The sequence below is a fragment of the Dehalogenimonas sp. NIT-SK1 genome (assembly GCF_055384165.1).
Window position 1 is genome coordinate 651144 of record NZ_AP042352.1, and the last position, 20460, is coordinate 671603.

The 20460-nt window shown below is 45.8% G+C and carries 23 protein-coding genes and 2 tRNA genes; 15 read left to right on the forward strand and 10 right to left on the reverse strand.

Going from position 1 to position 20460, the window contains the following annotated elements:
• Nucleotides 1-89 precede the first annotated feature (89 nt).
• On the forward strand, nucleotides 90-389 hold the full coding sequence (locus ACZ48S_RS03435) for a CxxC-x17-CxxC domain-containing protein (protein WP_464214096.1): 300 nt from the start codon (nucleotides 90-92) through the stop codon (nucleotides 387-389).
• 74 nt (nucleotides 390-463) lie between these two features.
• Here the strand turns inward: ACZ48S_RS03435 and ACZ48S_RS03440 are convergent, their stop codons facing one another.
• Together ACZ48S_RS03440 and mtaB are read right to left on the reverse strand one after the other, a co-directional pair.
• Nucleotides 464-772, reverse strand: coding sequence for a hypothetical protein (locus ACZ48S_RS03440; RefSeq protein ID WP_464214098.1), 309 nt, complete (start codon nucleotides 770-772; stop codon nucleotides 464-466).
• 106 nt (nucleotides 773-878) lie between these two features.
• A complete protein-coding gene (gene mtaB, locus ACZ48S_RS03445; RefSeq protein WP_464214100.1) occupies nucleotides 879-2078 on the reverse strand; it encodes a tRNA (N(6)-L-threonylcarbamoyladenosine(37)-C(2))-methylthiotransferase MtaB in 1200 nt (399 codons plus the stop codon).
• Between the two features lie 119 nt (nucleotides 2079-2197).
• On the opposite strand from mtaB, the gene ACZ48S_RS03450 reads away from it, so the two are divergent.
• Nucleotides 2198-3208, forward strand: coding sequence for a DUF128 domain-containing protein (locus ACZ48S_RS03450; protein WP_464214103.1), 1011 nt, complete (start codon nucleotides 2198-2200; stop codon nucleotides 3206-3208).
• Between the two features lie 63 nt (nucleotides 3209-3271).
• Here ACZ48S_RS03450 and ACZ48S_RS03455 read toward each other — a convergent pair whose 3' ends face one another.
• Nucleotides 3272-3748, reverse strand: coding sequence for a ferritin-like domain-containing protein (locus tag ACZ48S_RS03455; RefSeq protein ID WP_464214105.1), 477 nt, complete (start codon nucleotides 3746-3748; stop codon nucleotides 3272-3274).
• A gap of 33 nt (nucleotides 3749-3781) precedes the next feature.
• Nucleotides 3782-4366: a superoxide dismutase gene (locus ACZ48S_RS03460; protein WP_464214107.1), complete on the reverse strand. Its 585-nt coding sequence runs from the start codon at nucleotides 4364-4366 to the stop codon at nucleotides 3782-3784.
• 297 nt (nucleotides 4367-4663) lie between these two features.
• On the opposite strand from ACZ48S_RS03460, the gene ACZ48S_RS03465 reads away from it, so the two are divergent.
• Complete coding sequence (locus ACZ48S_RS03465; protein ID WP_464214109.1) at nucleotides 4664-5155, forward strand: CBS domain-containing protein; 492 nt, start codon at nucleotides 4664-4666, stop codon at nucleotides 5153-5155.
• A gap of 31 nt (nucleotides 5156-5186) precedes the next feature.
• Here ACZ48S_RS03465 and ACZ48S_RS03470 read toward each other — a convergent pair whose 3' ends face one another.
• Together ACZ48S_RS03470 and iorA are read right to left on the reverse strand one after the other, a co-directional pair.
• On the reverse strand, nucleotides 5187-5780 hold the full coding sequence (locus ACZ48S_RS03470; protein WP_464214111.1) for an indolepyruvate oxidoreductase subunit beta: 594 nt from the start codon (nucleotides 5778-5780) through the stop codon (nucleotides 5187-5189).
• The gene (gene iorA / locus ACZ48S_RS03475; RefSeq protein ID WP_464214113.1) at nucleotides 5777-7570 is read right to left on the reverse strand and encodes an indolepyruvate ferredoxin oxidoreductase subunit alpha; all 1794 of its coding nucleotides are present in this window, start codon (nucleotides 7568-7570) and stop codon (nucleotides 5777-5779) included. Before iorA ends, ACZ48S_RS03470 begins: the two co-directional genes overlap by 4 nt.
• Nucleotides 7571-7734: 164 nt before the next feature.
• Between iorA and mobA the strand changes: the two genes are divergently transcribed.
• Together mobA and ACZ48S_RS03485 are read left to right on the forward strand one after the other, a co-directional pair.
• Nucleotides 7735-8379, forward strand: a complete 645-nt coding sequence (mobA, locus tag ACZ48S_RS03480) for a molybdenum cofactor guanylyltransferase (protein WP_464214115.1) — start codon at nucleotides 7735-7737, stop codon at nucleotides 8377-8379.
• A 68-nt stretch (nucleotides 8380-8447) separates the two neighbouring features.
• Nucleotides 8448-9176 (forward strand): DUF362 domain-containing protein, encoded by a 729-nt coding sequence (locus tag ACZ48S_RS03485; protein WP_464214117.1) that lies wholly within the window; start codon nucleotides 8448-8450, stop codon nucleotides 9174-9176.
• A 50-nt stretch (nucleotides 9177-9226) separates the two neighbouring features.
• Here the strand turns inward: ACZ48S_RS03485 and ACZ48S_RS03490 are convergent, their stop codons facing one another.
• Genes ACZ48S_RS03490 through rnc form a run of 3 tightly spaced genes read right to left on the reverse strand, consistent with a single transcriptional unit; the run spans nucleotide 9227 to nucleotide 10438 of the window.
• Complete coding sequence (locus ACZ48S_RS03490) at nucleotides 9227-9514, reverse strand: acylphosphatase (protein WP_464214119.1); 288 nt, start codon at nucleotides 9512-9514, stop codon at nucleotides 9227-9229.
• Nucleotides 9515-9528: 14 nt separating this feature from the next.
• Nucleotides 9529-9672: a hypothetical protein gene (locus tag ACZ48S_RS03495; RefSeq protein ID WP_464214121.1), complete on the reverse strand. Its 144-nt coding sequence runs from the start codon at nucleotides 9670-9672 to the stop codon at nucleotides 9529-9531.
• A gap of 22 nt (nucleotides 9673-9694) precedes the next feature.
• The gene (rnc, locus tag ACZ48S_RS03500; protein WP_464214123.1) at nucleotides 9695-10438 is read right to left on the reverse strand and encodes a ribonuclease III; all 744 of its coding nucleotides are present in this window, start codon (nucleotides 10436-10438) and stop codon (nucleotides 9695-9697) included.
• Nucleotides 10439-10778: 340 nt separating this feature from the next.
• Between rnc and ACZ48S_RS03505 the strand changes: the two genes are divergently transcribed.
• The 10 genes from ACZ48S_RS03505 (at nucleotide 10779) to ACZ48S_RS03550 (ending at nucleotide 19665) form a co-directional block, all read left to right on the forward strand.
• Nucleotides 10779-10852, forward strand: a tRNA-Gln gene (locus tag ACZ48S_RS03505).
• 9 nt (nucleotides 10853-10861) lie between these two features.
• Nucleotides 10862-10938, forward strand: a tRNA-Glu gene (locus ACZ48S_RS03510).
• Between the two features lie 647 nt (nucleotides 10939-11585).
• Nucleotides 11586-13094, forward strand: coding sequence for a sensor histidine kinase (locus ACZ48S_RS03515; protein ID WP_464214125.1), 1509 nt, complete (start codon nucleotides 11586-11588; stop codon nucleotides 13092-13094).
• The gene (locus ACZ48S_RS03520; protein ID WP_464214127.1) at nucleotides 13094-13816 is read left to right on the forward strand and encodes a response regulator transcription factor; all 723 of its coding nucleotides are present in this window, start codon (nucleotides 13094-13096) and stop codon (nucleotides 13814-13816) included. The genes ACZ48S_RS03515 and ACZ48S_RS03520 overlap by 1 nt, the downstream gene beginning before the upstream one ends.
• A gap of 309 nt (nucleotides 13817-14125) precedes the next feature.
• A complete protein-coding gene (locus tag ACZ48S_RS03525; RefSeq protein ID WP_464214129.1) occupies nucleotides 14126-15580 on the forward strand; it encodes a reductive dehalogenase in 1455 nt (484 codons plus the stop codon).
• A gap of 263 nt (nucleotides 15581-15843) precedes the next feature.
• Nucleotides 15844-16632 (forward strand): radical SAM protein, encoded by a 789-nt coding sequence (locus ACZ48S_RS03530; protein WP_464214131.1) that lies wholly within the window; start codon nucleotides 15844-15846, stop codon nucleotides 16630-16632.
• Between the two features lie 27 nt (nucleotides 16633-16659).
• On the forward strand, nucleotides 16660-17421 hold the full coding sequence (locus ACZ48S_RS03535; RefSeq protein ID WP_464214133.1) for an adenosylcobinamide amidohydrolase: 762 nt from the start codon (nucleotides 16660-16662) through the stop codon (nucleotides 17419-17421).
• Between the two features lies 1 nt (nucleotide 17422).
• On the forward strand, nucleotides 17423-18352 hold the full coding sequence (gene cbiB / locus ACZ48S_RS03540) for an adenosylcobinamide-phosphate synthase CbiB (RefSeq protein ID WP_464214135.1): 930 nt from the start codon (nucleotides 17423-17425) through the stop codon (nucleotides 18350-18352).
• A gap of 5 nt (nucleotides 18353-18357) precedes the next feature.
• Entirely contained in the window at nucleotides 18358-18879 is a 522-nt protein-coding gene (locus ACZ48S_RS03545) for a cob(I)yrinic acid a,c-diamide adenosyltransferase (RefSeq protein ID WP_464214137.1), read from the forward strand.
• The gene (locus ACZ48S_RS03550; RefSeq protein WP_464214139.1) at nucleotides 18880-19665 is read left to right on the forward strand and encodes a carbon-nitrogen hydrolase family protein; all 786 of its coding nucleotides are present in this window, start codon (nucleotides 18880-18882) and stop codon (nucleotides 19663-19665) included.
• A gap of 379 nt (nucleotides 19666-20044) precedes the next feature.
• Here ACZ48S_RS03550 and ACZ48S_RS03555 read toward each other — a convergent pair whose 3' ends face one another.
• A complete protein-coding gene (locus ACZ48S_RS03555; RefSeq protein ID WP_464214141.1) occupies nucleotides 20045-20239 on the reverse strand; it encodes a hypothetical protein in 195 nt (64 codons plus the stop codon).
• Nucleotides 20240-20460 lie beyond the last annotated feature (221 nt).

Sequence of the window (20460 nt, forward strand, 5' to 3'; positions counted from 1 at the left end):
TTCGGTTCGCGTCATTAGTACCGCGCCCAAAGCCCAAGTATGGATGACCGCAACTCTCACAACGAGTATTAAGAGAGGAGGTCATTCACATGGCATTTGAAGACAAGCAGATCCAGTGCACGGACTGTGGAACAACCTTCACCTTCAGCGCCGCTGACCAGGAATTTTTCCAGTCAAAGGGTTACACCAATGAACCCAAACGCTGTGCCCCCTGTCGGGCAGCCCGCAAGGCTGAACGCGGCGGTGGATTCGGCGGCGGCCGTCCGACCCAGATGTATCCGGCAGTTTGTGCCGCCTGCGGTCAGGACACCCAGGTTCCCTTCCAGCCGCGCGGCGACAAACCGGTCTATTGCAGTGATTGTTTCCGTAAAGTCGGTACTGACAGATAGAATCAACATAACTGTAAAACATAAGGGCGGCTCTAAAAAGAGCCGCCCTTACTATATATCAGTTCTGAAGGACTTTATTTTTTTGTTTTGGCCGGTGGTTCCAGTCTTTCCTGCATCAAGCTTGATGTTTCCAGCAGGGCGGCTCGTATCTGCTTGACCATAGCCAGTGCTTCATCAGCGACAGCCTCAACCTTGGCAATATGTTCCGCGGCCACCCTGGCGGCTTCGCCGGCGGCCTTTTCGCCCGCTTTTTGCGCTTCCAACGCGGCATCACGGGCGGTTTTGGCGGCGGCGTCCGCCAGCCGGATGCTGTCGTCAATCTCATCAAGTATCTGCGGCAGCGGTTTGGACATAATTCTGCTGGTAATTGGTTGTTCAGCCATTTGTTTCCTCCAGAAAAATTCTATTTCTTATATTATAGACCTATTTAACCGTGTTGATAAGCCTTTTTCGGCTTAAATCAAAAGACATAATAAAATTAAACTGAGGTTACAGGGTTATAGCGGCTATATGGTTAACCCGGTGATTTCCGGAAGATGTTACCCGGATGTAGTTATCGGTGTAGCCAACCCAGCGGCCGTGACGGCGCTCCTCAAAAAGGACATCCAACTCTTGCCCGATAAACCGCTTTCTGAAGGATGCTTGATGGTCTCTGGCCAGTTTCAGTAATTGACGGACTCTTGACTGGATTACCCGGCTGTCAATTTGGTCCGGCAAGGCAGCGGCTTCGGTGCCGGGGCGGGCGGAAAAGGGAAAAACATGGAGGCGGGCGAAGTTCTGCTCTTTTATGAAGTCATAACTTTCCTGGAATTCCCCGTCTGTTTCGCCCGGGAAGCCGCAGATGATGTCGGTGCTGACAGCGGCACCCGGAACCTCGGTATGGACAAGATCCATGGCCTGGCGGTATCCGGCGGAATCATAGCGGCGGCGCATACGGCGCAGTACCGCGTCAGCGCCGCTCTGCAGGGAAAGGTGAAAATGACGGCACAACCGGCGATTGTGCCATAGCCGCAGCAATTGGGGCGTTATTTCACTGGGCTGCAGTGAAGAGACGCGGATGCGCTCTATGGAAGTCCGTTCCAGAACCAGCCTCAGCAGACCGGTGAAATCAATTCCATCAGCGTTGTAAGCGCCGATCTCGGTGCCGGTCAGCACCACTTCGCGAAAGCCTTCCAGCTGACGTTTGTTTATTTCCGTGATAATAGACTCGGGTGAAACACATTTTTTCACCGGTCTGACCAACGGTACGACGCAGTAGGCACAACGGGCATCGCAGCCGTCCTGTATTTTGATAAATGACCGGGTGCGTGAAACTGCCCAGTCATCTTCAAAGGATTGTCCGGGCTTTATGCCCCAGTGATCAAGCCGGGCTGCCAGGCTTTCCTTGTCGGCGTTACCGGCAACCGCGATGACACCGGGCAGGTCAAAAAGCGAGTCGGCTTGTCTTTCAGCATAGCAGCCGGTAATTATTATTTTTATGCCGGGATTTACCCTGGTGGCGGCGCGCGCAGCCTGGCGCGCCTTGCGGTCGGCAATGTGGGTAACGGTGCAGGTATTGATAATCAACACATCCGCCGATTCCATCGCGGCAGCCGGCCGGTAACCGGCGGATATCAGGTTCCGCTGTAAAGATTCAGATTCTGCCTGGTTCAGTTTGCAGCCGAAAGTTTCTATATGAAAGCGGGTCATACGGCATATTATAACAGAAATTATTTGCTCGCTTCCGCTGTCAGATGTATTGACCACCGGCAGCTACTTTATTATAATGGCAAATAAAATTATTATATTGCCGTATTAAGGAGAAACGATTGGCTAAAATAGACAGCCGGGAAGTTGAAAGGGAAAAGCTAGCTATACTGCGGATACTGGGCAACGCTACCGGAGCCATGGGCAGCCAGGTAATTGCCAGGCGGCTGCGGGAGGAATACGGCATCGTGCTGTCTGAGCGGGCGGTACGCTACCACCTGGGACTGCTGGATGACCAGGGATTGACGGACAAAGTTTCACGACGCAGCGGTCGGGAAGTTACCCAGGCAGGATTGGAAGAGCTGGCCAATGCCATGGTGACCGAAAAGGTTGGTTTTGTTTCCGATAAAATAGAATTGCTGGCTTATCAAAGTACTTTCGATGTTAACCGACAGGAAGGTTTGATACCGGTGAACATTTCCTTTTTTCCCGAGGATAAGTTTACCGAAGCACTCAAGATAATGGCCCCGGTTTTCAACGCTGGTATCTGCGTGTCGGATAAAGTAGCCATCGCCGGACACGGCGGTAACCTCGGCGTTTTGCCGGTACCGGAAGGCTATATGGGTTTGGCTACTGTCTGCAGCATCACCATTAACAGCACTCTGCTTAAAGCCGGGGTTCCCATGGATTCCAGGTTCGGCGGGACCATGCAATACCGGCAGAACCGGCCATGGCGTTTTAATGACATTATCTATTATTCGGGTTCCTCACTTGATCCTTCGGAGATATTTATATCCAGCCGCATGACCGGAGTGACTGAGACTGCTCGGCGGGGCGCCGGGAAAATACTGGCCAACTTTCGCGAAGTTCCGGCTATGAGCCTGCCCCTGGTAAAGGAGCTGATGGCCCGACTGGAAAAAGCAGGGATCCGGGGATTGGTTGCCGCTGGTGAAAGCGGCAAACCGGTTTGCGAGGTGCCGGTTGGTCTGAATAAAGTAGGGGTGGTGCTCTGCGGCGGGTTGAACCCGGTAGCCGCCGCAGCGGAGGCCGGTATAAGCACCCGAAACCGGGCTATGAGTGGTTTGATGGACTTCAAACTGCTGCGGAGTTTTAGCGAAATAAGCAAAAAATAGACCGGAAAACGAGGATAACTCGCCTCCCGGTCTATTTTAGTATTCAGCTAATTTCAGGTCAGGTTACAACTGGGCCTTGATTTCCGCCAGCTGGCGCAGGTGGGCCTTTTCTTCCCTGATGACTCCGGCGATGTCAGCGGCTGCGTCTCCAGCGACGATATCCCGCATTTGCTCGTAAAAAAGAATAGAGTCCTTTTCCGCTTCAATGCCGACCTCAATGGCTTCCTTGTCGGTATCGGCCTGGGTTACCAGTTCCGAAGTAGCCAGGTCATCATTAAATATGGCGGAATCTATCAACGCCCGGAAATAGTCTGCGTATTCCTCAGCATCGGTGCCTTCACTGACCGATTTCGGCGCTTCACTGAGAAGTTTCTGGAAAGTTTCGATATGCTGATGTTCCATGGCGGCCAGGGATAGAAAGACTTGTTTCATCTCTTCACTGCCGCAGGTGCGCGCAAGAGTATCGTAAAAGGCGGCTCCGCGACGCTCCACTTCGATAGCGACATTGTAAAGCTCGGACGGACTGAAACCTATAGTCATTGGCTTATCTCCTTTCCGGATTTATGTTTGGCTTTAGGTCAGTTTAAATCGGTTTTCACAGGTTTGCCAGTCAATATTATTGAAAAAGGCGTTTATATAGTCCGCCCGCTTCAGGCCGTAATCAATCATGAAAGAGTGTTCCCATACATCCATGACCAGGATCGGCTGGCATCCGGCGAGGTGGCCGGTTTCATGCAGGTTAATCCAGGTGTTGAACAGGCGACCGGTCTGGGTATCCTGGTAAAGTACTGCCCAACCGACGCCCCGCAAAGCTCCGACTGCCTTGAAGTCAGCCTCCCAGGCAGTATAACTGCCCCAGGATTCAACCATTTTTTGAACCAGCGCTCCATCGTCGTCCGGACTGCCGGTGCCGCCGAGGTTGCTGAAATAATACTCGTGAAGCCTCAGTCCGTTCCATTCGAAAGCAAATCGACGCTGCAATTCCGCATACTCCGGTGTGGCGCTCTGGCCGTTTTTGGTCAGTTCGGCAAGCAGTTCAATGAGTTTATTGGTGTTTTTAACATAACCCTGGTATAGGTTGAAATGGTTATTCAGCAGAGTATCGGAAAACCCGGGCATACCCAGTAATTTACCGAAGTCAGTGGCGTTGTAAGTCATAAATCCTCCTTGAATTTACCTTATTATATAGCAGTTGACGGCGGAGACAAACAAATCCGGGTGATACACAGCGGCCGCGCTTACTTCCGGGACAGGTTGTTGCTGATTTTTTGTTCCATCACCCTCAGATGAAGACTGACCTATTGGTTAACTTAATACTGGATGATTTTAACATATATTGTTTCCGGCTTTAAGGAGCGTTAACGGCTCAATCAAGTTATGCTACAATATTGACCAGGCGGACCCGTATATTCTTAATTACGGGCGCGAACCAGCCAGACCCGGCAGGAGAAAAATATGGATAAGATACTGGTAAGTTCAATATGCGTGCCCTGTTCCCGCACCCTCGCGGTGAGGGAAGATGAGTCCCTGGAAACGGCCATAAAACAGTTTGTGAAACAGCCGGATGTGCATAACCTTTTCATTGTTGATGAACGCCAGAAACTCAAGGGGCTGGTAAAGCTGCACTATATCCTTAACTGGGTGAAACTGAAACTGGGTATTGATATCTCTAAGCGTCCCAATACTCGCCTGTCCGGAACTTCCCAGGCATTTGAAATCATGAAGTTGTGCCAGTCACAGACTATCGGTGATATCATATCAGAGGCAATTTCCGTCAAGGAAAACGACACCCTGGAGCAAGCTCTGCACCTGATGGTGCATAATGAACTGGTGGAGCTGCCGGTAGTAGATAAAGCAGGCAAACTGGTTGGTGAGGTTAAGCTTACCCAGCTTCTTTCACAGATGCTGGAAAACACCGACAACCGTGAATCAATATGCCAACTTTAGCCAAAGCTTCCTGAACCTTTGAGTCAGCCCGCTATATTCCCAGCGGGCTGAGGTTTTTTCCGGCGGTAAAAGCCTCAGCGTTGGGTTGTCTAAGTTTAGCGGGCAAGGCGTCGGCAATGGTTTTTTCGAGGATTTCCGGCTCAATTTCGAGGAATCCGGCAGCGTAGCCCAGCAGGACGGTGTTGACCATTTTGCTGTTGCCCAATTTTTCGGCCGCGGCGGTGGCCGGTACCAGGTAAATGGAATCGGTGAATTTTCGGAAAATAGCAATAAGTTCATTATCAGCGGGGTATTCCCCGTTTCCCAGGGTTACGGCCAGCGGCGGCAATTCCAGGTCATTGATGACGGCTACACCGGTCGGCTTGAGGTAATGCGCCCACCGGGCAGCTTCCAGTTTTTCAAAGGCCAGCAGCAGGTCCGCTTCTCCGGCCGGTATCAACGGTGAGTCGATCTTTTGACCGTATCTCAAGTGGCTGATTACACTGCCGCCCCGCTGTGCCATGCCGAGGGTGTCGGTTTTTTTGACGTCAAATCCGGCATTCAGGGCAGCCCCGGCTACCATGTTTGATGCCAGCACCACCCCCTGTCCGCCGACACCGACGATTAAAATGTTTTTGCCCTTCATGCTGACGGCTCCGTTTCTACAATAGCCCCGCGGGGGCAGACCTGAGCACATATTGTACAGTACTGACCAACACAGGCATCGGGGTCAATTTCAACCGCGCCTTTGTCATTCCGGATAGCCGAGCACCCGATGAGCAGACAGGCTCCGCAGTTGTCACATTTTTCGGTTATCCGCAGTGGCCGGCCGCACTTCCTGGTCAGCGTCGGGCAGTCACCCCTGACGATAATTACCTCCAGTCCTTCAGCTTCCAGTCCCTGTTTTACGGCTTTGCGGATTGATTTCAGGTCAAAGGCATCCACGATAACCGGGTCGTTTACCCCGGCGCCACGAACCAGGTCTTCAATGATGACCTTTTTGCGGGGTTTCCCTCCAGGAGGCAGTCCTGAGCCTGGATGCCCCTGGTGACCGGTCATGGCGGTGGTGCCGTTGTCCAGGATTAACAAGCAGATATCGGATTCATTGTATACGGCGTTAAGCAAGCCGTTGATGCCGGAATGCATAAAGGTAGAGTCGCCAATGACCGCCAGTGGTTTTTCATCTACGCCAGCCTTGGCCATACCGGCAGCCTGTGAAATACCAGCGCCCATGCAGCCGCAGGTGTCCAGGGCTGAAAGGGGAGGATAAGCGCCCAGGGTGTAGCAGCCGATATCGCCGCAGATGGTCAGTTTAGGCGCCCGAGGTTGCTTGCCGGGCAGAACCGAGCGGTGCCCCAGGCTGCTCAGGGTGAAGTATATTCCAGAATGCGGGCATCCGGCGCACAGCAGGGGAGGACGTTTTACCAGCTCTGCGGCGTCAGGGCGGTTGCCGTGATTGTCCTGTACCAGTCCGGCCCGGGCAGCAGCGGCGCGTATAATATCGGGCGAATATTCCCCACCAACAGGGAAAACACTCTTGCCGATGGGTTTGATGCCCATTGACCTGACCTGCTGTTCCAGGAAATCATCATTTTCTTCTATAACCATAACCGATTTGACGGAATCGGCAAAACACTGAATCTTATTCTCAGGCAGGGGATAAGACATTCCCAGTTTAAGAAAGGATGCGTCCGGCATTATTTCTCGGGCGTAATGGAAGGCGATGCCGCTGGAAATAATGCCCAGTTCCCCGGAACCGCCGGTTGAATGGTTGAAGGGAGCGTTTTCCGCGTATTCGGCGAGCCTGGACATTCTTTGGTTTACGGCCGGTTTTCGCCCCCGAGCGGCGCCCGGCAGCATGACTAGTTTAGATGGTTCATGAACGAACTTAGGGGTACGCTCAGCGGGGGTGTTATCCGCGAGGGTAACGATGCTTTTGGCATGACATACGCGCGTAGTGGGGCGAAGCAGTACCGGGGTATCGAACTCCTCGCTTAAGGCAAACGCCAGCCTGGTGAAGTCATAGGCTTCCTGTGAATCTGAAGGGTCCAGGCAGGGAACTTTACCCAACCGAGCGTAATTCCGGCTGTCCTGTTCATTCTGGGAACTATGGATACCGGGGTCATCGGCGGCTACGATAACCAGCCCGCCACGGATGCCGGTAGTGGCGGCAGCCATAAAGGCGTCAGCGGCTACATTCAAGCCGACGTGCTTCATGCAGGCTAAAGCTCGGACACCGGTATAACTTGCCCCGAGGGCAACTTCAACGGCCACAGCCTCATTTGATGACCATTCGCTGTAGATGTCCGGGAATTGGGCGACGGCTTCCAGGATTTCGGTGCTGGGAGTACCGGGATAGGCCGCGGCGACTTTCACCGCTGAATGCGCAGCCGCTAAGGCTATGGCTTCATTACCGGAGAGAAGTTTTTGTTTCAATACAGCCTCTCTAAGGTGGATAACCAAGAATAAATTAAGGCCCGCTCCGTGTCAAACCAGTCGATTATAGCTGGCGGAATACCTCAGGTAATTTTCGGTGACCGGCAACAAAAACTGGGAACTATTGACTTTTATGGTAAAATTAATTATAGGAGTGGCTCTAGTTGAGCCTGAACCATAATTTGGATTTAAGTGGAATTGTTTTGGCCGGCGGCAGGGGCCTGCGCCTCGGTCGTAATAAAGCGCTTGAGAAGATAGGGCAGCAGACACTTATTCAACGTGCCGTCTCAAGGCTTTTGTTTTTGGACACTGAAATAATTATTGTAACCGGTCCGCATAATACGGAACTGGGGCTTGATGATTTCGGTGGTGTCCGTTTGGTGATTGACGCTTATCCCGGCCGCGGACCATTGGTGGGTATTTATACCGGTTTGCTAAATTCACGCTCGGAGAAGAACCTGGTGACGGCTTGTGATATGCCGTTTTTAAACGCCGGATTGTTGAAATACATGAAAGAGGTTTCAACCGGTTATGACGCGGTAGTGCCGCGTTTAGGCAGTGAAGTGGAGCCGCTCCACGCCATATATGGCAAAAAGTGCCTGATTGAAGCCAAGTATTTGTTGGATGAAGGAGTGTACAGCGTCAGCCGGTTATTTGAGAAAGTCAGGGTGCGCTACGTAGAAGCTGACGAAATTAACCGTTTTGATCCGGGGCATACATCGTTTTTCAATATTAACAATGAAGGTGACCTGGCCAAGGCCAGGGAAACCGTAGAAAAAGAACGGCTGGCTTTAAGTTTAAATAAGTAAAATTAGCCGTAAGGGCGATATTCATTCATACATTGCCAGGACAGTACAAACAAGAAAAGGAAAGCAAATTGATACACAACGCCGCCCATTTCGATTTTAAAGCCCCCGAGTCCATATCACGGGCCCGGCGGGTGCTGATAAAACCATCCGCCCATTACAGCGCCGGATATCCGGTATCAACCAGCCGTGATTTACTGGCACGGATAATCAAAGGCATCCGTTGGATAAGTGATGCCGATATAGTTATTTTAGACGGTACACCGAACGGCGCCCCAATACAGCCGGTGTACCAGTCCCTGGGTTATGATTTCCCACGGGTACTTACCCTGGATGTGAAGGATTCCAACTGGGTTGAGGTAGACAACCCGCTTACCAAGCCATTTATTATCCCTACTTTTTGGGTGCCGAATATCATATTATCAAGTGATTACTTGATAAGTGTATCACCCCTAAAAGTGGTTAAAGGGCAGGGGCATATGAGTATTGCCAATCTGATGTCTCTGCTGCCGGTAGTAAAATACGGCGGGGCTAAAGACGGCTGGAGAAATCTGCACGCACTGGGGCTGGATAAAGTCCTGGCAGACCTGTATTTTACACTTCCTTTTGATATGGGAATTGTGGAAGCGAAGCAAAAATTTGTTACTGACGATGACCCGGTTCATGGTACCGCGGATGAAGTTGGGAAGATATTCATGGGCAAACCTTTTGAGGTCGACCTGGAAGTTTCTGAGTCCCTGGGTATCAGGGCTGATTACATGGAGAACATCAAACTGGGTCGTGAGGAAGTTGAGATCTAGCGGAAATAGGACGCACTGGGATATTTCCCCTAGGTTTTTCGGACAAAAAATTACTGCTGGATGATCTTGAAATCCGTATAGCCAGCTGGAGGCAGGTAATCGGCTTCCAACGATTTTACGCTGGCCAACGCCGGGCCTTTTCTCAATATCCCCTGATATTTTGATAACGCGTGAAGCGGGCCCTCTGCGAATACCACAACCGAACCGTCGGTCTGATTATTTACATAACCATTCAGGTTCAATTTCAGGGCTTCATTAAGAGCAAAATCACGGAAACCCACTCCCTGAACCCTGCCATATAGAACTACGCGTACTGCCTGGGAGTTCGTTTGGACCATCGGGTGAGCCGCCTTTATTCGCCCTTGGCTTTTTTACCCTTGGCCTTGATGACCTCAACCGCCGCGGGGGGAGCGACGAACTCACCGGTTACCGCCGGTTTTTTGGAATCTTTCTTAGACTTTTTTTGTTCTCTTCCGCTCTTGTCTCGTTGTCCCATTTCAGTATCCTCTATAAGATATTTATTTCATTCGGTCTAATGGTAACAAAGGTTCGGCAGGGTGTAAAGGGGGCGGCAATCGTGATAAAGCATCACGGGCAGCTAGCGACTCCGCTTCTTTTTTACTGCCGCCCCGACCGGTGCCAAGCGTCTGCCCGTCGAGCCGGACTTCAACGGTAAAAGACTTTTTATGGGCCTTCCCGATACTGGTGATGGTGACATACTCAGGCGAGGTGTGGCGGATGGACTGTATCAGCTCCTGAAGGCGACTCTTGTAATTGGTATCACGGCTCAGCCCATCCAGTTGTTCAAAGGAGTCATGAAAAATACGGTCAATAAACTCACCGGCGGCAGCATAGCCCTGGTCAAGATAAACCGCGGCGATCAATGCCTCCAGCGCGCAGGCCAAATTACCCGGTTTTTGGCGTCCGCCGGAAGAAGATTCGCCACGTCCCATAAACAGATAATCACCAAGGTTGATAGCCGCAGCCAGGCCGGCCAGCGTTTCCCGTTTTACTAGAATAGACCTATAGTTGGTCAGGATTCCTTCCGGGGCTGTCGGATAGACTTTGAAGAGACGCTCGGTAATCCAAAGCCCCAGTACCGCATCGCCTAAAAACTCGAGACGCTCGTTGGGCACCAGGGTATTATCGGGGGCTTCATTGACGTAAGAGCTATGGATAAGCGCCTGTTCCAAAATAGCCGGACTATTAAATTTGAAACCGATAGTCGATTCCAGTTGTTTGTGATCATATCGAGCGTTCATTTGGATTAAGAATAATTCTTTAACCGCCGGAGTGTCAATAAACAAAGGTACTAATACTTTAGAGATAAAACCTTGACTTGACCATCGGCAGGCGGTATTATTAAGAAAATGTTTACTGGAGGGGCTTAAATTGAAGGGATTGCTCGATAATCTGGTAGGTTTAGCTGTTATTGCCGGTACCGCGTTTGTTACCTTTGGAATTGCCTATGTCCTTTTCTGGGGTTTTATGACCCACAACCCGGCCTAAGCAGTAATTATAATAAGCGACAATTTTCAGCCTGACTCTCGCGCAATGTTGCGGGGGTTGGGCTGATTTCGTTATAATGTTCGTCGTTCGCGCTGGGGATTCGTCTAGCGGTAGGACAGCAGACTCTGAATCTGCATAGCCAGGTTCGAATCCTGGATCCCCAGCCAGTTTCTTTCGGCGCATTCGTCTAGCGGCCTAGGACGCTGCCCTCTCAAGGCAGAAATCACGGGTTCGAATCCCGTATGCGCTACCAATTCTCGGCGTTTTCATGGAGTTGTTACGTCGGTTTTATGGCAAAGACTCACGCTAAATGGCTGTTAATGAGTTTTTCCTGAGAAAGTACTAAATCGCTTTGATGACAATTTTCCGCTATCATCAAAGCTTTTCTACTTTCCGTCTCCTTTTATTTTCCAATAGATAGCATTGTTTTTAAATAACCAAAAGAACGATTCACGACATAACAGAACGTTACCAATCATATGGCCTTAAGCTAAGAAAGGCTCAATAAAGGACCAAAAATGATCCTCTATAATGGTGGTGGCGGGTAGATTTGAACTACCGACCAAGGGCTTATGAGTTGAGACGTCTGTTGCGTAGGATAACGACTAGCAATAATCCACTTCACATAATACAGACACGATAGTTCGAAACCGTATTGTGTATGAATTGTTCAGAGAAAAGGTAGAGGTTTGAAGGGTTTCATTAACATCGCCTAATTGAGCAATCAGCCTTAGTTAATAAAAACAGTCCTATTTCGCTTATTGACGAAAAGCTGGGTTCACCTCAAATTTATCGTAACGACTTTAAATTTGTGCCGTCCAGGGATGGTCATGTCAGTAACAATTGTTAAGAATCTTTACCAATGCGTGTTTATTGGTTTATTATAACGTTATGGTGGAAATGAACGACAATAAAGCATCAAGTGCTTTAGAAAAAAAATATGAAATAATATTTCATGAAGCTAGAGATGGTATTGTATTAGCTGATTGTGATACAGGAAAAATTTTAGAATGTAACCCAGAATTCGAACGACAAACGGGAAGACCAATTAATCTACTTAAGGAGATGAAAATATGGGAATTAAGGCCCAGAAATAAAGTCGAAGAGGCTAAACAAAAATATGAGGAGATATGTTTAATCGGTTATGGGGAGTCAGATGGTTTGGAATACCAAATGCCTGATGGTGGGATTACCCCTGTTGAATTCCATGCAAAAAAGGTGAAAATTAGCGATAGATATTTTATCCTCAGTATTACTAGAGATATCACCAAACACCATATGATGGAAAAAGAGTTACGTGAATCTGAAAAACTCTATCGTACTATCTTTGAAACCTCTGGTACGGCAATGGCAATTGATGATGAAAATTGCGTTCTTAAGTTAGTCAATAATCGCTTTGCCAAGTTAGCTGGTTGTGAAAAATGGGAGCTAGAAGGCAAGCGTAGTTGGATGGAGTTTATTGATCCTAAATACCTAGAGCAAATGAAGCGAATATCTGATAAGAGAAAAGCTGATCCACACCACAAACACCCTGCTACATATGAATTTGAATGGATAGATAACTTTAATCAGAAGCATGATATTTTAATAAATTCTGATACGCTAGTTGATACAAAAATGACTGTTGCTTCTTTACTAGATATTACAGAATATAAAAAAGCACAATCAGAAATTGAGGCAGCAAAAATTCAAGCATTTAATGCACGTGAATCAGAAAGGTTAAAGTCCGAATTACTTTCTATGGTGTCTCACGAACTAAAAACTCCGCTAACTTCAATAAAAGGCCAAGTCACTTCATTACTTCGTGCTAACGTAGATTGGACTGAAAAGGAAAAGAAAGAATTTCTGGAAAGTATCAACAGGGAAACTGATCGATTAAATCGGTTAATAAATGACTTATTGGATATGACTAGGCTCGAGTCAGGAACGATGGGTTTTGAATTCGATTATTTTCATCCTTCTGAAATAATCGATTCTATATTAGGGGAACTTAAACACATATTGTCCGAGCATGAAATATCAATTGTGATAGAAACAGGAGTGCCCAAGATTTATGTCGATATAACTAGAATCGGGCAGGTAATCGTAAATCTTGTAGAGAATGCCTCGAAATTTTCTCCACCTGGCACCTGTGTTTCGATAGAAGCCAAATCAAATAAAGATGGAAGATTGATATTTTCTGTTCAAGATAGTGGTACAGGAATTCGTCCAGATGAACAAATTCATATTTTTGACCGTTTTTTTCAAGTAAAATCTAGTAGAAAGTCAAGTGTTAAAGGGACTGGTTTGGGACTAGCTATATGTCGTGCTATTGTTGAAGCCCACAATGGTGTTATATATTTCGATTCCACTCTGGAAAAAGGTAGCACTTTCTATGTTGAAATTCCTTTTGATGAGAAACTACGATAATGTTGAATTCAAAAATATTAATTGTTGACGATGATTTGACAATATCAAAGTTTATAACTGCAAATTTGCGAGCTGAGGGTTATGAAATCTTTGTTGCGAATAGTGGTCATGAAGCGATTGAAATAACAGAAAAAGAACAGCCAGACCTTATTATTTTAGATATTATGTTACCGGAAATTGATGGATATGAAATAATTCGCCTTCTGAGAGAATGGACAAATGTAGCAATTCTTGTTGTAAGTGCAAAAGGTGAAATTGGGGATCGAGTAAAGTGTCTTAAATTAGGGGCTGATGATTACCTAGTAAAGCCTTTTGGGATTGAAGAACTTTTAGCGAGAGTGAGTGCAATTCTGAGGAGAATCAATCTAATAGATAACTACAATAATAATCAACAACCGATTATTTCCGGATTAATTAGGATTGATCTGGTTAGCCGAAAAGTAATTGTAGATGAAAAAGAAATCAATTTTACGCCAACAGAGTTTATTCTTCTAAAGGAATTCTTGTTAAATCCAAACAAGATCTTAACTCACGAGCACCTTTTAGCAAAAATATGGGGTACTGAGTATATAAATGACCGACAATATTTACACGTTTTCGTAGGTAAAATAAGACGAAAAATTGAGAGAGACCAGGATATGCCCACTAGTTCTGTTGAGACCGTATCAGGTATTGGTTATATATACCATCCCGAATCTATTAATACTATTGATACTGGCTAAGTATTGCCATTTTTATATTGAATTTTATTTGCGTTGCTAAATGTTTGGGTTTATTAATCATTTACCTCCAACAATTTAGTGGTATTCAATTCACCTTTTAGTTATTCTAGATTACTCATAACCTATCCTCCTTCGAGCTTATAACACCTCGGTTCATAAATGAATGTGTCGGGTGAATCCCTATTTAAGGGTTATTTAGAAAATATTTAGAAAATTTAACGCCAATTTAGGACATTTAAAGAATTAATATCATATACTTCCTCAATAGTATGCTTGTTTAGCATAGTGTTTATTTGAAAGGAGTATACCATGAGCAAATTCCATTCGATGATGAGTAGAAGAGATTTTATGAAAACTCTTGGCTTATCGGGAGCAGGCCTCGGTACTGCGGCACTGTTATCACCACAATTCAAAGATGTTGATGAGTTGTTGTCAGATGCAAAACAGTCGTTGTATAAGCGTCCATGGTGGGTTAAGGAGGTAGATGAGCCTACAGTTGAGATTGACTGGAATACAATGCAGAGATTTCAAAAAGCTAAATATAATAACTTCAATGCGCACTTGACGCAAGAAGAAGCTCAAGAAATAAGAGCCAAAGCTCGAGAAGAAACCACAGCTTATATGACCAACTCAAGTAAAGAAGGCTGGTATTTGAGAGACCAAGCCATCAAGCTTGGTGGTTGGGCGGGTGTTCGATACCGCATGCAACAACCATCGGCAGCAAAGGAATATGTCGAAGGTTGGTCAATGATGCCCACTCCAGAAGTGCTTGGTGTACCAAAATGGCAAGGCACTCCGGAAGAAGCTTCGCTAATGATAAGCCAAGCTTTACGGTTATTCGGAGCATCTAGCATATCTTTTGGGGAAATTTTGCCTCAGAACACAGAGAAATTGATATGGACCCACATGCCTCAACCACCCTATCCTACTCTCAATTTTGAAGATGGGCCTGAAAAACCTGTATTTGATGCTGCAGCTAATAAGGTAATTATTCCAAATTCATCTAGATTTGCTGTCGTCCACACGGTTCGTCAATCACTTAATGCTTCGGCACGTCCAGGTTATCTTTCAGATGGTGGAGCAGGACAGGCATATGATAATTGTGATATTGCTCAATACCGCCTCCAATGCTTTTTGAGGGTATTGGGTTACTCGTCAATAACTCAAAATATTCAAGGTAACAGTCCGATTGTTGGGTGGGGTGTTATGACCGGTTTAGGAGAGCAGGGTAGATTACAGCATCTTGTGACGCCTGAATGGGGACCGATGATAAGACAATCCACAATGAATATAGTTGATATTCCGGTTGCGCCCGGTAAACCAATTGATTTTGGAGCAAGAAAATTCTGTCATACTTGTACTAAATGTGCTGATACCTGCCCCTCTGGCGCACTTCAAGCTGTCAGGGACCCAAGTTGGGAGATAACTCCAGATTATGACTTGGTTAAACCAGAACTTTTCAATAATCCTGGCTTAAAAACTTGGTACTTTAACCATTTCAAGTGTAATAAGTATTGGAAAGAGAGTGACACTTATTGTGGTATGTGTCAAGCTGTCTGCGTATTCAGCAAAGAAGATTTTGCATCTATACATGAAGTTATTAAGGCTACCATAGGTACAACATCTGGGCTCAACTCCTTTTTCACAAATATGGATGATGCGTTTGGTTATGGTCTAACTCCTGAGGAAAAGGTTGAGCAATGGTGGGACAAGCCCATCCCCGTAAACGGCATTCATTATCTGCATGATCCTTATTACAAATAAAATGAGGTGTGACAAAAAATCCAACTCAGGCCGTACCTTAATAACAAAACAAACCTAAAACCCCTCTAAGGGTCTAACGGAATGGAAAGCCGGTGAGAATCCGGCGCAGTACCGCCTACTGTGTGCAGTGAAATCTGCGAGTCAGCAAAGCGCCGTGTTTTAGGTTGTTCCCCTTCTGGTGGTAACGGAAGGTGGGAATGGTGCTAGAGAGATTTAGCCCCTCCTGCATTCCGGAGGGGCTAAATTTATTATAGGAGGAAAAATTGAAGACACTCATAGCGACCCAAACAACCGTCTATCATGTAGCTTATGCTCCAGAGATAGCCAAAGCCTATCTTTTTCACTGGGGATGTAATCTGCGGTGCCGCGGTTGTCTATGTCTTAAGGAGATAAACTGCTTAGCGCTTGAAGAGAATCTCGATGTGGTAATGCGTGATCCCTATTTACCGGCACCGAAAAGCCCGAAGAATTTTCTTCTCTTGGACAAACTAATATCAATATTAAGCCAAGTACCAGTTAAAGAGGTACTCTTTGAAGGCCAAGAGGCATCTATTGACCCGGCTTATGGGGTAATCACTCAAGAGCTTAAAGAGAATTTTGGCTGCTATATCACCCTCAATACAAATGGAGTTAAGCTGCCAGACTTATCTCATACTGATGAGGTTGTGATGAGTCTAAAAGCTGTTACACCTGAGATCTATCACAGCTATACACTGCGTTCAAATGAAACGGTACTGCAAAACTTTGCTGAAGTTTATGACATGGGAATCAAGTTAAGAGCGGAAAGTGTGTTTATCCCCGGGCTTATCGACATTAAAGAGACGGAGAAAATAGCTCAGTATGTTGCTTCTATTGATAAGAACATTCCCTACCGAATCGATGCTTACTTTGAATCAGGTGGGAATAATCCTTGGCGAAGAGCAACTCCTGAAGAGATGAAATCAGCCGTGGAGGTGGCAAAAAAGCACCTAAACCACGTTAGTTGCACCCAACAAACAGTAGCCAAACTTGAAAAGAAAGACTTGATGTATGAGGTAATCAGGCTCTACTAATTGAAAAATGGAAGGGGATTGAATCTAATGATTGAACTAACCGCACTAAAACGACGAAACTTATGCTGCTTTAATGGTGATACGGTAGATATAGTCTATCATGATGCAATAGGAGTAAGGACAAATACGCTAGCGGTCACACTGCCACAGAAGCGCCTGATGCTGAGTACCAGGCATGGTTTTAAGGAGACCAATCTCATCTGTAATTGCCATGTACCCCGTGATTTATGGGACTACATGCATGATGAAACCAGACGCTGGCAAGATACATACGGGCAGATAATGAAGGAAGTTCTTGATGAGTTCGAGACCAATATAGAAGATATCACTTTTCTATCCACTGGTATGGACCAAGAACATGCGGCATGGGCACTGGAAGAATATGAGGAGTTCTGGGTATTGGCTTTAGCAACAGCTGGCGTTAAGACTAATGCGATGCGTATTGGAAAGGACAAAGCCTCCGGTATCGAACGTAATGGTAAGTTTGAAAAGATTGGTACCATTAACAATATAGTATTAACCAACGCACTACTGGAAACCCCGACCTTAGCGTCCTCTTTTATCACTGTCACTGAAGCTAAAAACGTAGCTCTTCAAGAACTAGACATACATAGTGCCTATAATCCTGAATGGCTGGCAACTGGTACTGGTACGGACCAAATAGTAGTGGTCTCAGGTCTTGAACACAAATACACTTATGTTGGGGGGCACACCAAGCTAGGGGAAATGATGGCCAAAGCGGTAACAGCGTCTACTATCAAGGCGATTCAAAATTCTAGAGGATTCTAGATTGGACTTTTTACTTATTTTGTTAGGGGCTTTGGTAATAGATTTAATAATTGGGGAGTATCCGGAACGAGTGCATCCAACGGTTTGGGCAGGCAAACTATTGGATCTAATGATTAAACGCGGTTTGAATCTCAAATCCAAAGCTCAATTTTTATATGGGTCGTTGGTTCACATAATTCTTCTTGGATTATTTGTATCTATCACTTGGTTTCTGCTTTCTTTTTTAGAAGGGCTCAACTATTGGTTGTATATTGGCGTTAGTGCCTTAATATTGAAATCCACTTTTTGCTTAAAACAACAATGGCAGGTAGCACGAAAAACAATAAATATCCTCGAAGCTAAGGAAGCCGTACCGGCTTCAATGAAAGGGCTTTTTACTTCAATGGGTAAAAAGGATGAAGCATCCAAATCAGCTATCATTTCATCCAGTATTCGGTCGATTGCCGAAAATGCTTCGGATTTTGTTACTGGGCCTCTGTTTTACTACCTCATCTTGGGTGTGCCCGGGGCAATCGCCTATCGAGTGACCAATACGACTGATAACATGATTGGTTATCATGGGCAATATGAATATCTGGGCAAATTCTCTGCTCGATTTGATGATGTAGCTAGTTACATTCCAGCTAGAATAACGGCTTTATTAATTGTGATTGGAGCGATATTGACGAAATACAATGCCAAAATGGCATGGAAAAAGATGCTTGTTGACCACAATAAACCACCGGGACTTAACGGTGGCTGGCCGATGGCAACCATGGCTGGGGCGTTAAACGTGAAACTCCACAAAACAAACTGCTATGAAATCGGGAGTCCTATAGATAAACTAACCAGTGATAAAATCGGTGGGGCAATCACGATATATCGCGCGAGCATGGCAATTTGGATGGTAGTATGCTTTACGATACTAACCCTAATTAAAATTGAAGGATAGAAGATATGGACAAAACCGGAATGGTGCAGGTATTCACTGGAAACGGCCGAGGTAAGACTTCGGCAGCGCTTGGAACGGTAATGAGGGCAGCGGGCTATGGGCTCAAGGTGTATATGATTTTCTTCATGAAGGGAATTCACGATCTGGGGGAATATGAGTCTTTGAAACGTCTTGGGGTAGAATTCGAGATTTTTGGGCGCCCGGGTCTATTTGGACCAAAGGATATCTGTGAAGAGGACCATCTGAAAGCGCTTCATCTTCTTCAGCATCTACAACAAAAAATCTATACCGAAGAATATGATTTGGTAGTGCTTGATGAAGCCAATACCGCAGCAGCGTGGGAATTGATTCCACAGTCAGAGATTTTGAAGTTGATAAAGCATAAACCCAAAAAGTTAGAGCTTATATTAACTGGTCGTTATGCTAGCAAGGAAATACTGGATGCAGCTGATTTGGTAACGGAATTAGATAATATTAAACACCCATACGATAAAGGAATTCCTGCGAGGAAAGGATTGGATTACTAATTGAAAGTAGCTTTGCTGCACATTAAACCATACCCAGCTCAAGTAGATGCTAATCGAAGATATATTGAAAAGCTTATTTTAACAGCATCAGATAACGGTGCACGTTGGATAGTAACCCCTGAACTGTGTATCTCAGGTTATTATTTCTCAGATGTTATAGGCACTAGTTGGATTCAGCCACAACCGGATGAATGGATGAAGGAACTGATGAACTTAACCTATTGTCTAGGTTTAACCGTATTTTTATCATACCCAGAAAGGGATGTAACTACAAATAAACTTTATAATAGTCTCTTTGTCATTCAGTGTGGCAGGATAATCGGTCGCCATCGTAAGATAGAAGTCCATCCGGGACTTGAGGAGGGCTGGGCGTCACCCGGCGATTCTTTGGAGCCAATTTTAGTCGGAGGCACACAGATAGGACTTTTAGTATGTGCTGATACTTGGGAGACAAAATATGGCAGAATATTGGCGGGTAAAGAATCTCAATTGATAATTGAAAGCGCTGCTTGGGGGCACAAATATCCGCCGATGGAACATTGGACAAGTTTGTCTGCTGAAACAAAGCTCCCGTTATGGGTTTGTAACAGGACAGGGGGTGAAAGAAATGTTGATTGGACAAGAGCGGAAAGCACGGTCATCCAAAACGGTGAACCTGTTTTAAGATATCATGGAGAAGGGGCAATTCTGCTCTTCAACTGGAATATTATAGACATGAAATTGGAGTCTCGGGAATTTGAAGTTTTAGAGTGTAGTAGTGTATCCACTTTACACGCTCCCCGATGACATTACTCGTTTGTTAACTCGTTCCCCTTATATAATATAGTCTCCGTTGCTGAACCCGTATTTAGCACGATAGCTGGATATAACATTGCTACTCTAATATAGTAAGCAGCTTTTTTTATGTGTTGTTAATCAGGGATATGGGGTATGTTTACCACTACGAAAATGCGTTAAGAATGGTACTTTTATCGGATTGACCTCAAGTGAAGGTTAACAAAAGGAACTTGGATTCGGTTTTGGGCGTCAGGTCACCACTTGAATGAGTACAAACCATCTAGATAGCCAAGTTAAAATCTATCCTGAAAGTTTTATTTTTTTAAACAGACTCGGTCGCCACTTTATGGCGGTTTGGTGGAGCTTTGACCATTCTGCCTGGATTATACTAGCAGACGTCCACTCCTCTCTCATGTTCAAATAGATCATAGGTTAAAATAACTTCAGCCTGATGTCTGATATCGTTAAAATCATTGGCTGAAATATGATTCCGTTCTTTAAAAAATTCCAAAACCTCGTCAAACCTGTATTTGTTACTGCCTTCAAAAAACTCAACCACTTCTTCAGCTGTTTCCTGGACCACTTTAGAACTCCTTGTATTTATTTTTGTTACTCATATTATATCACTATTTTAGCAAAGGTTGTAGTAAATAACCAAAAAGTTAATTTAATCCGAATGCTCCGCAGGGGAGCATTCTAAGAGTTAATCTATGCTTAATGAAAATATGATAAATGAAACCAATGGTTCATTTGATAACTTCAGCCCAAGCCGGAAACAATGCACACCTCCTGGGTTTAGGTAAT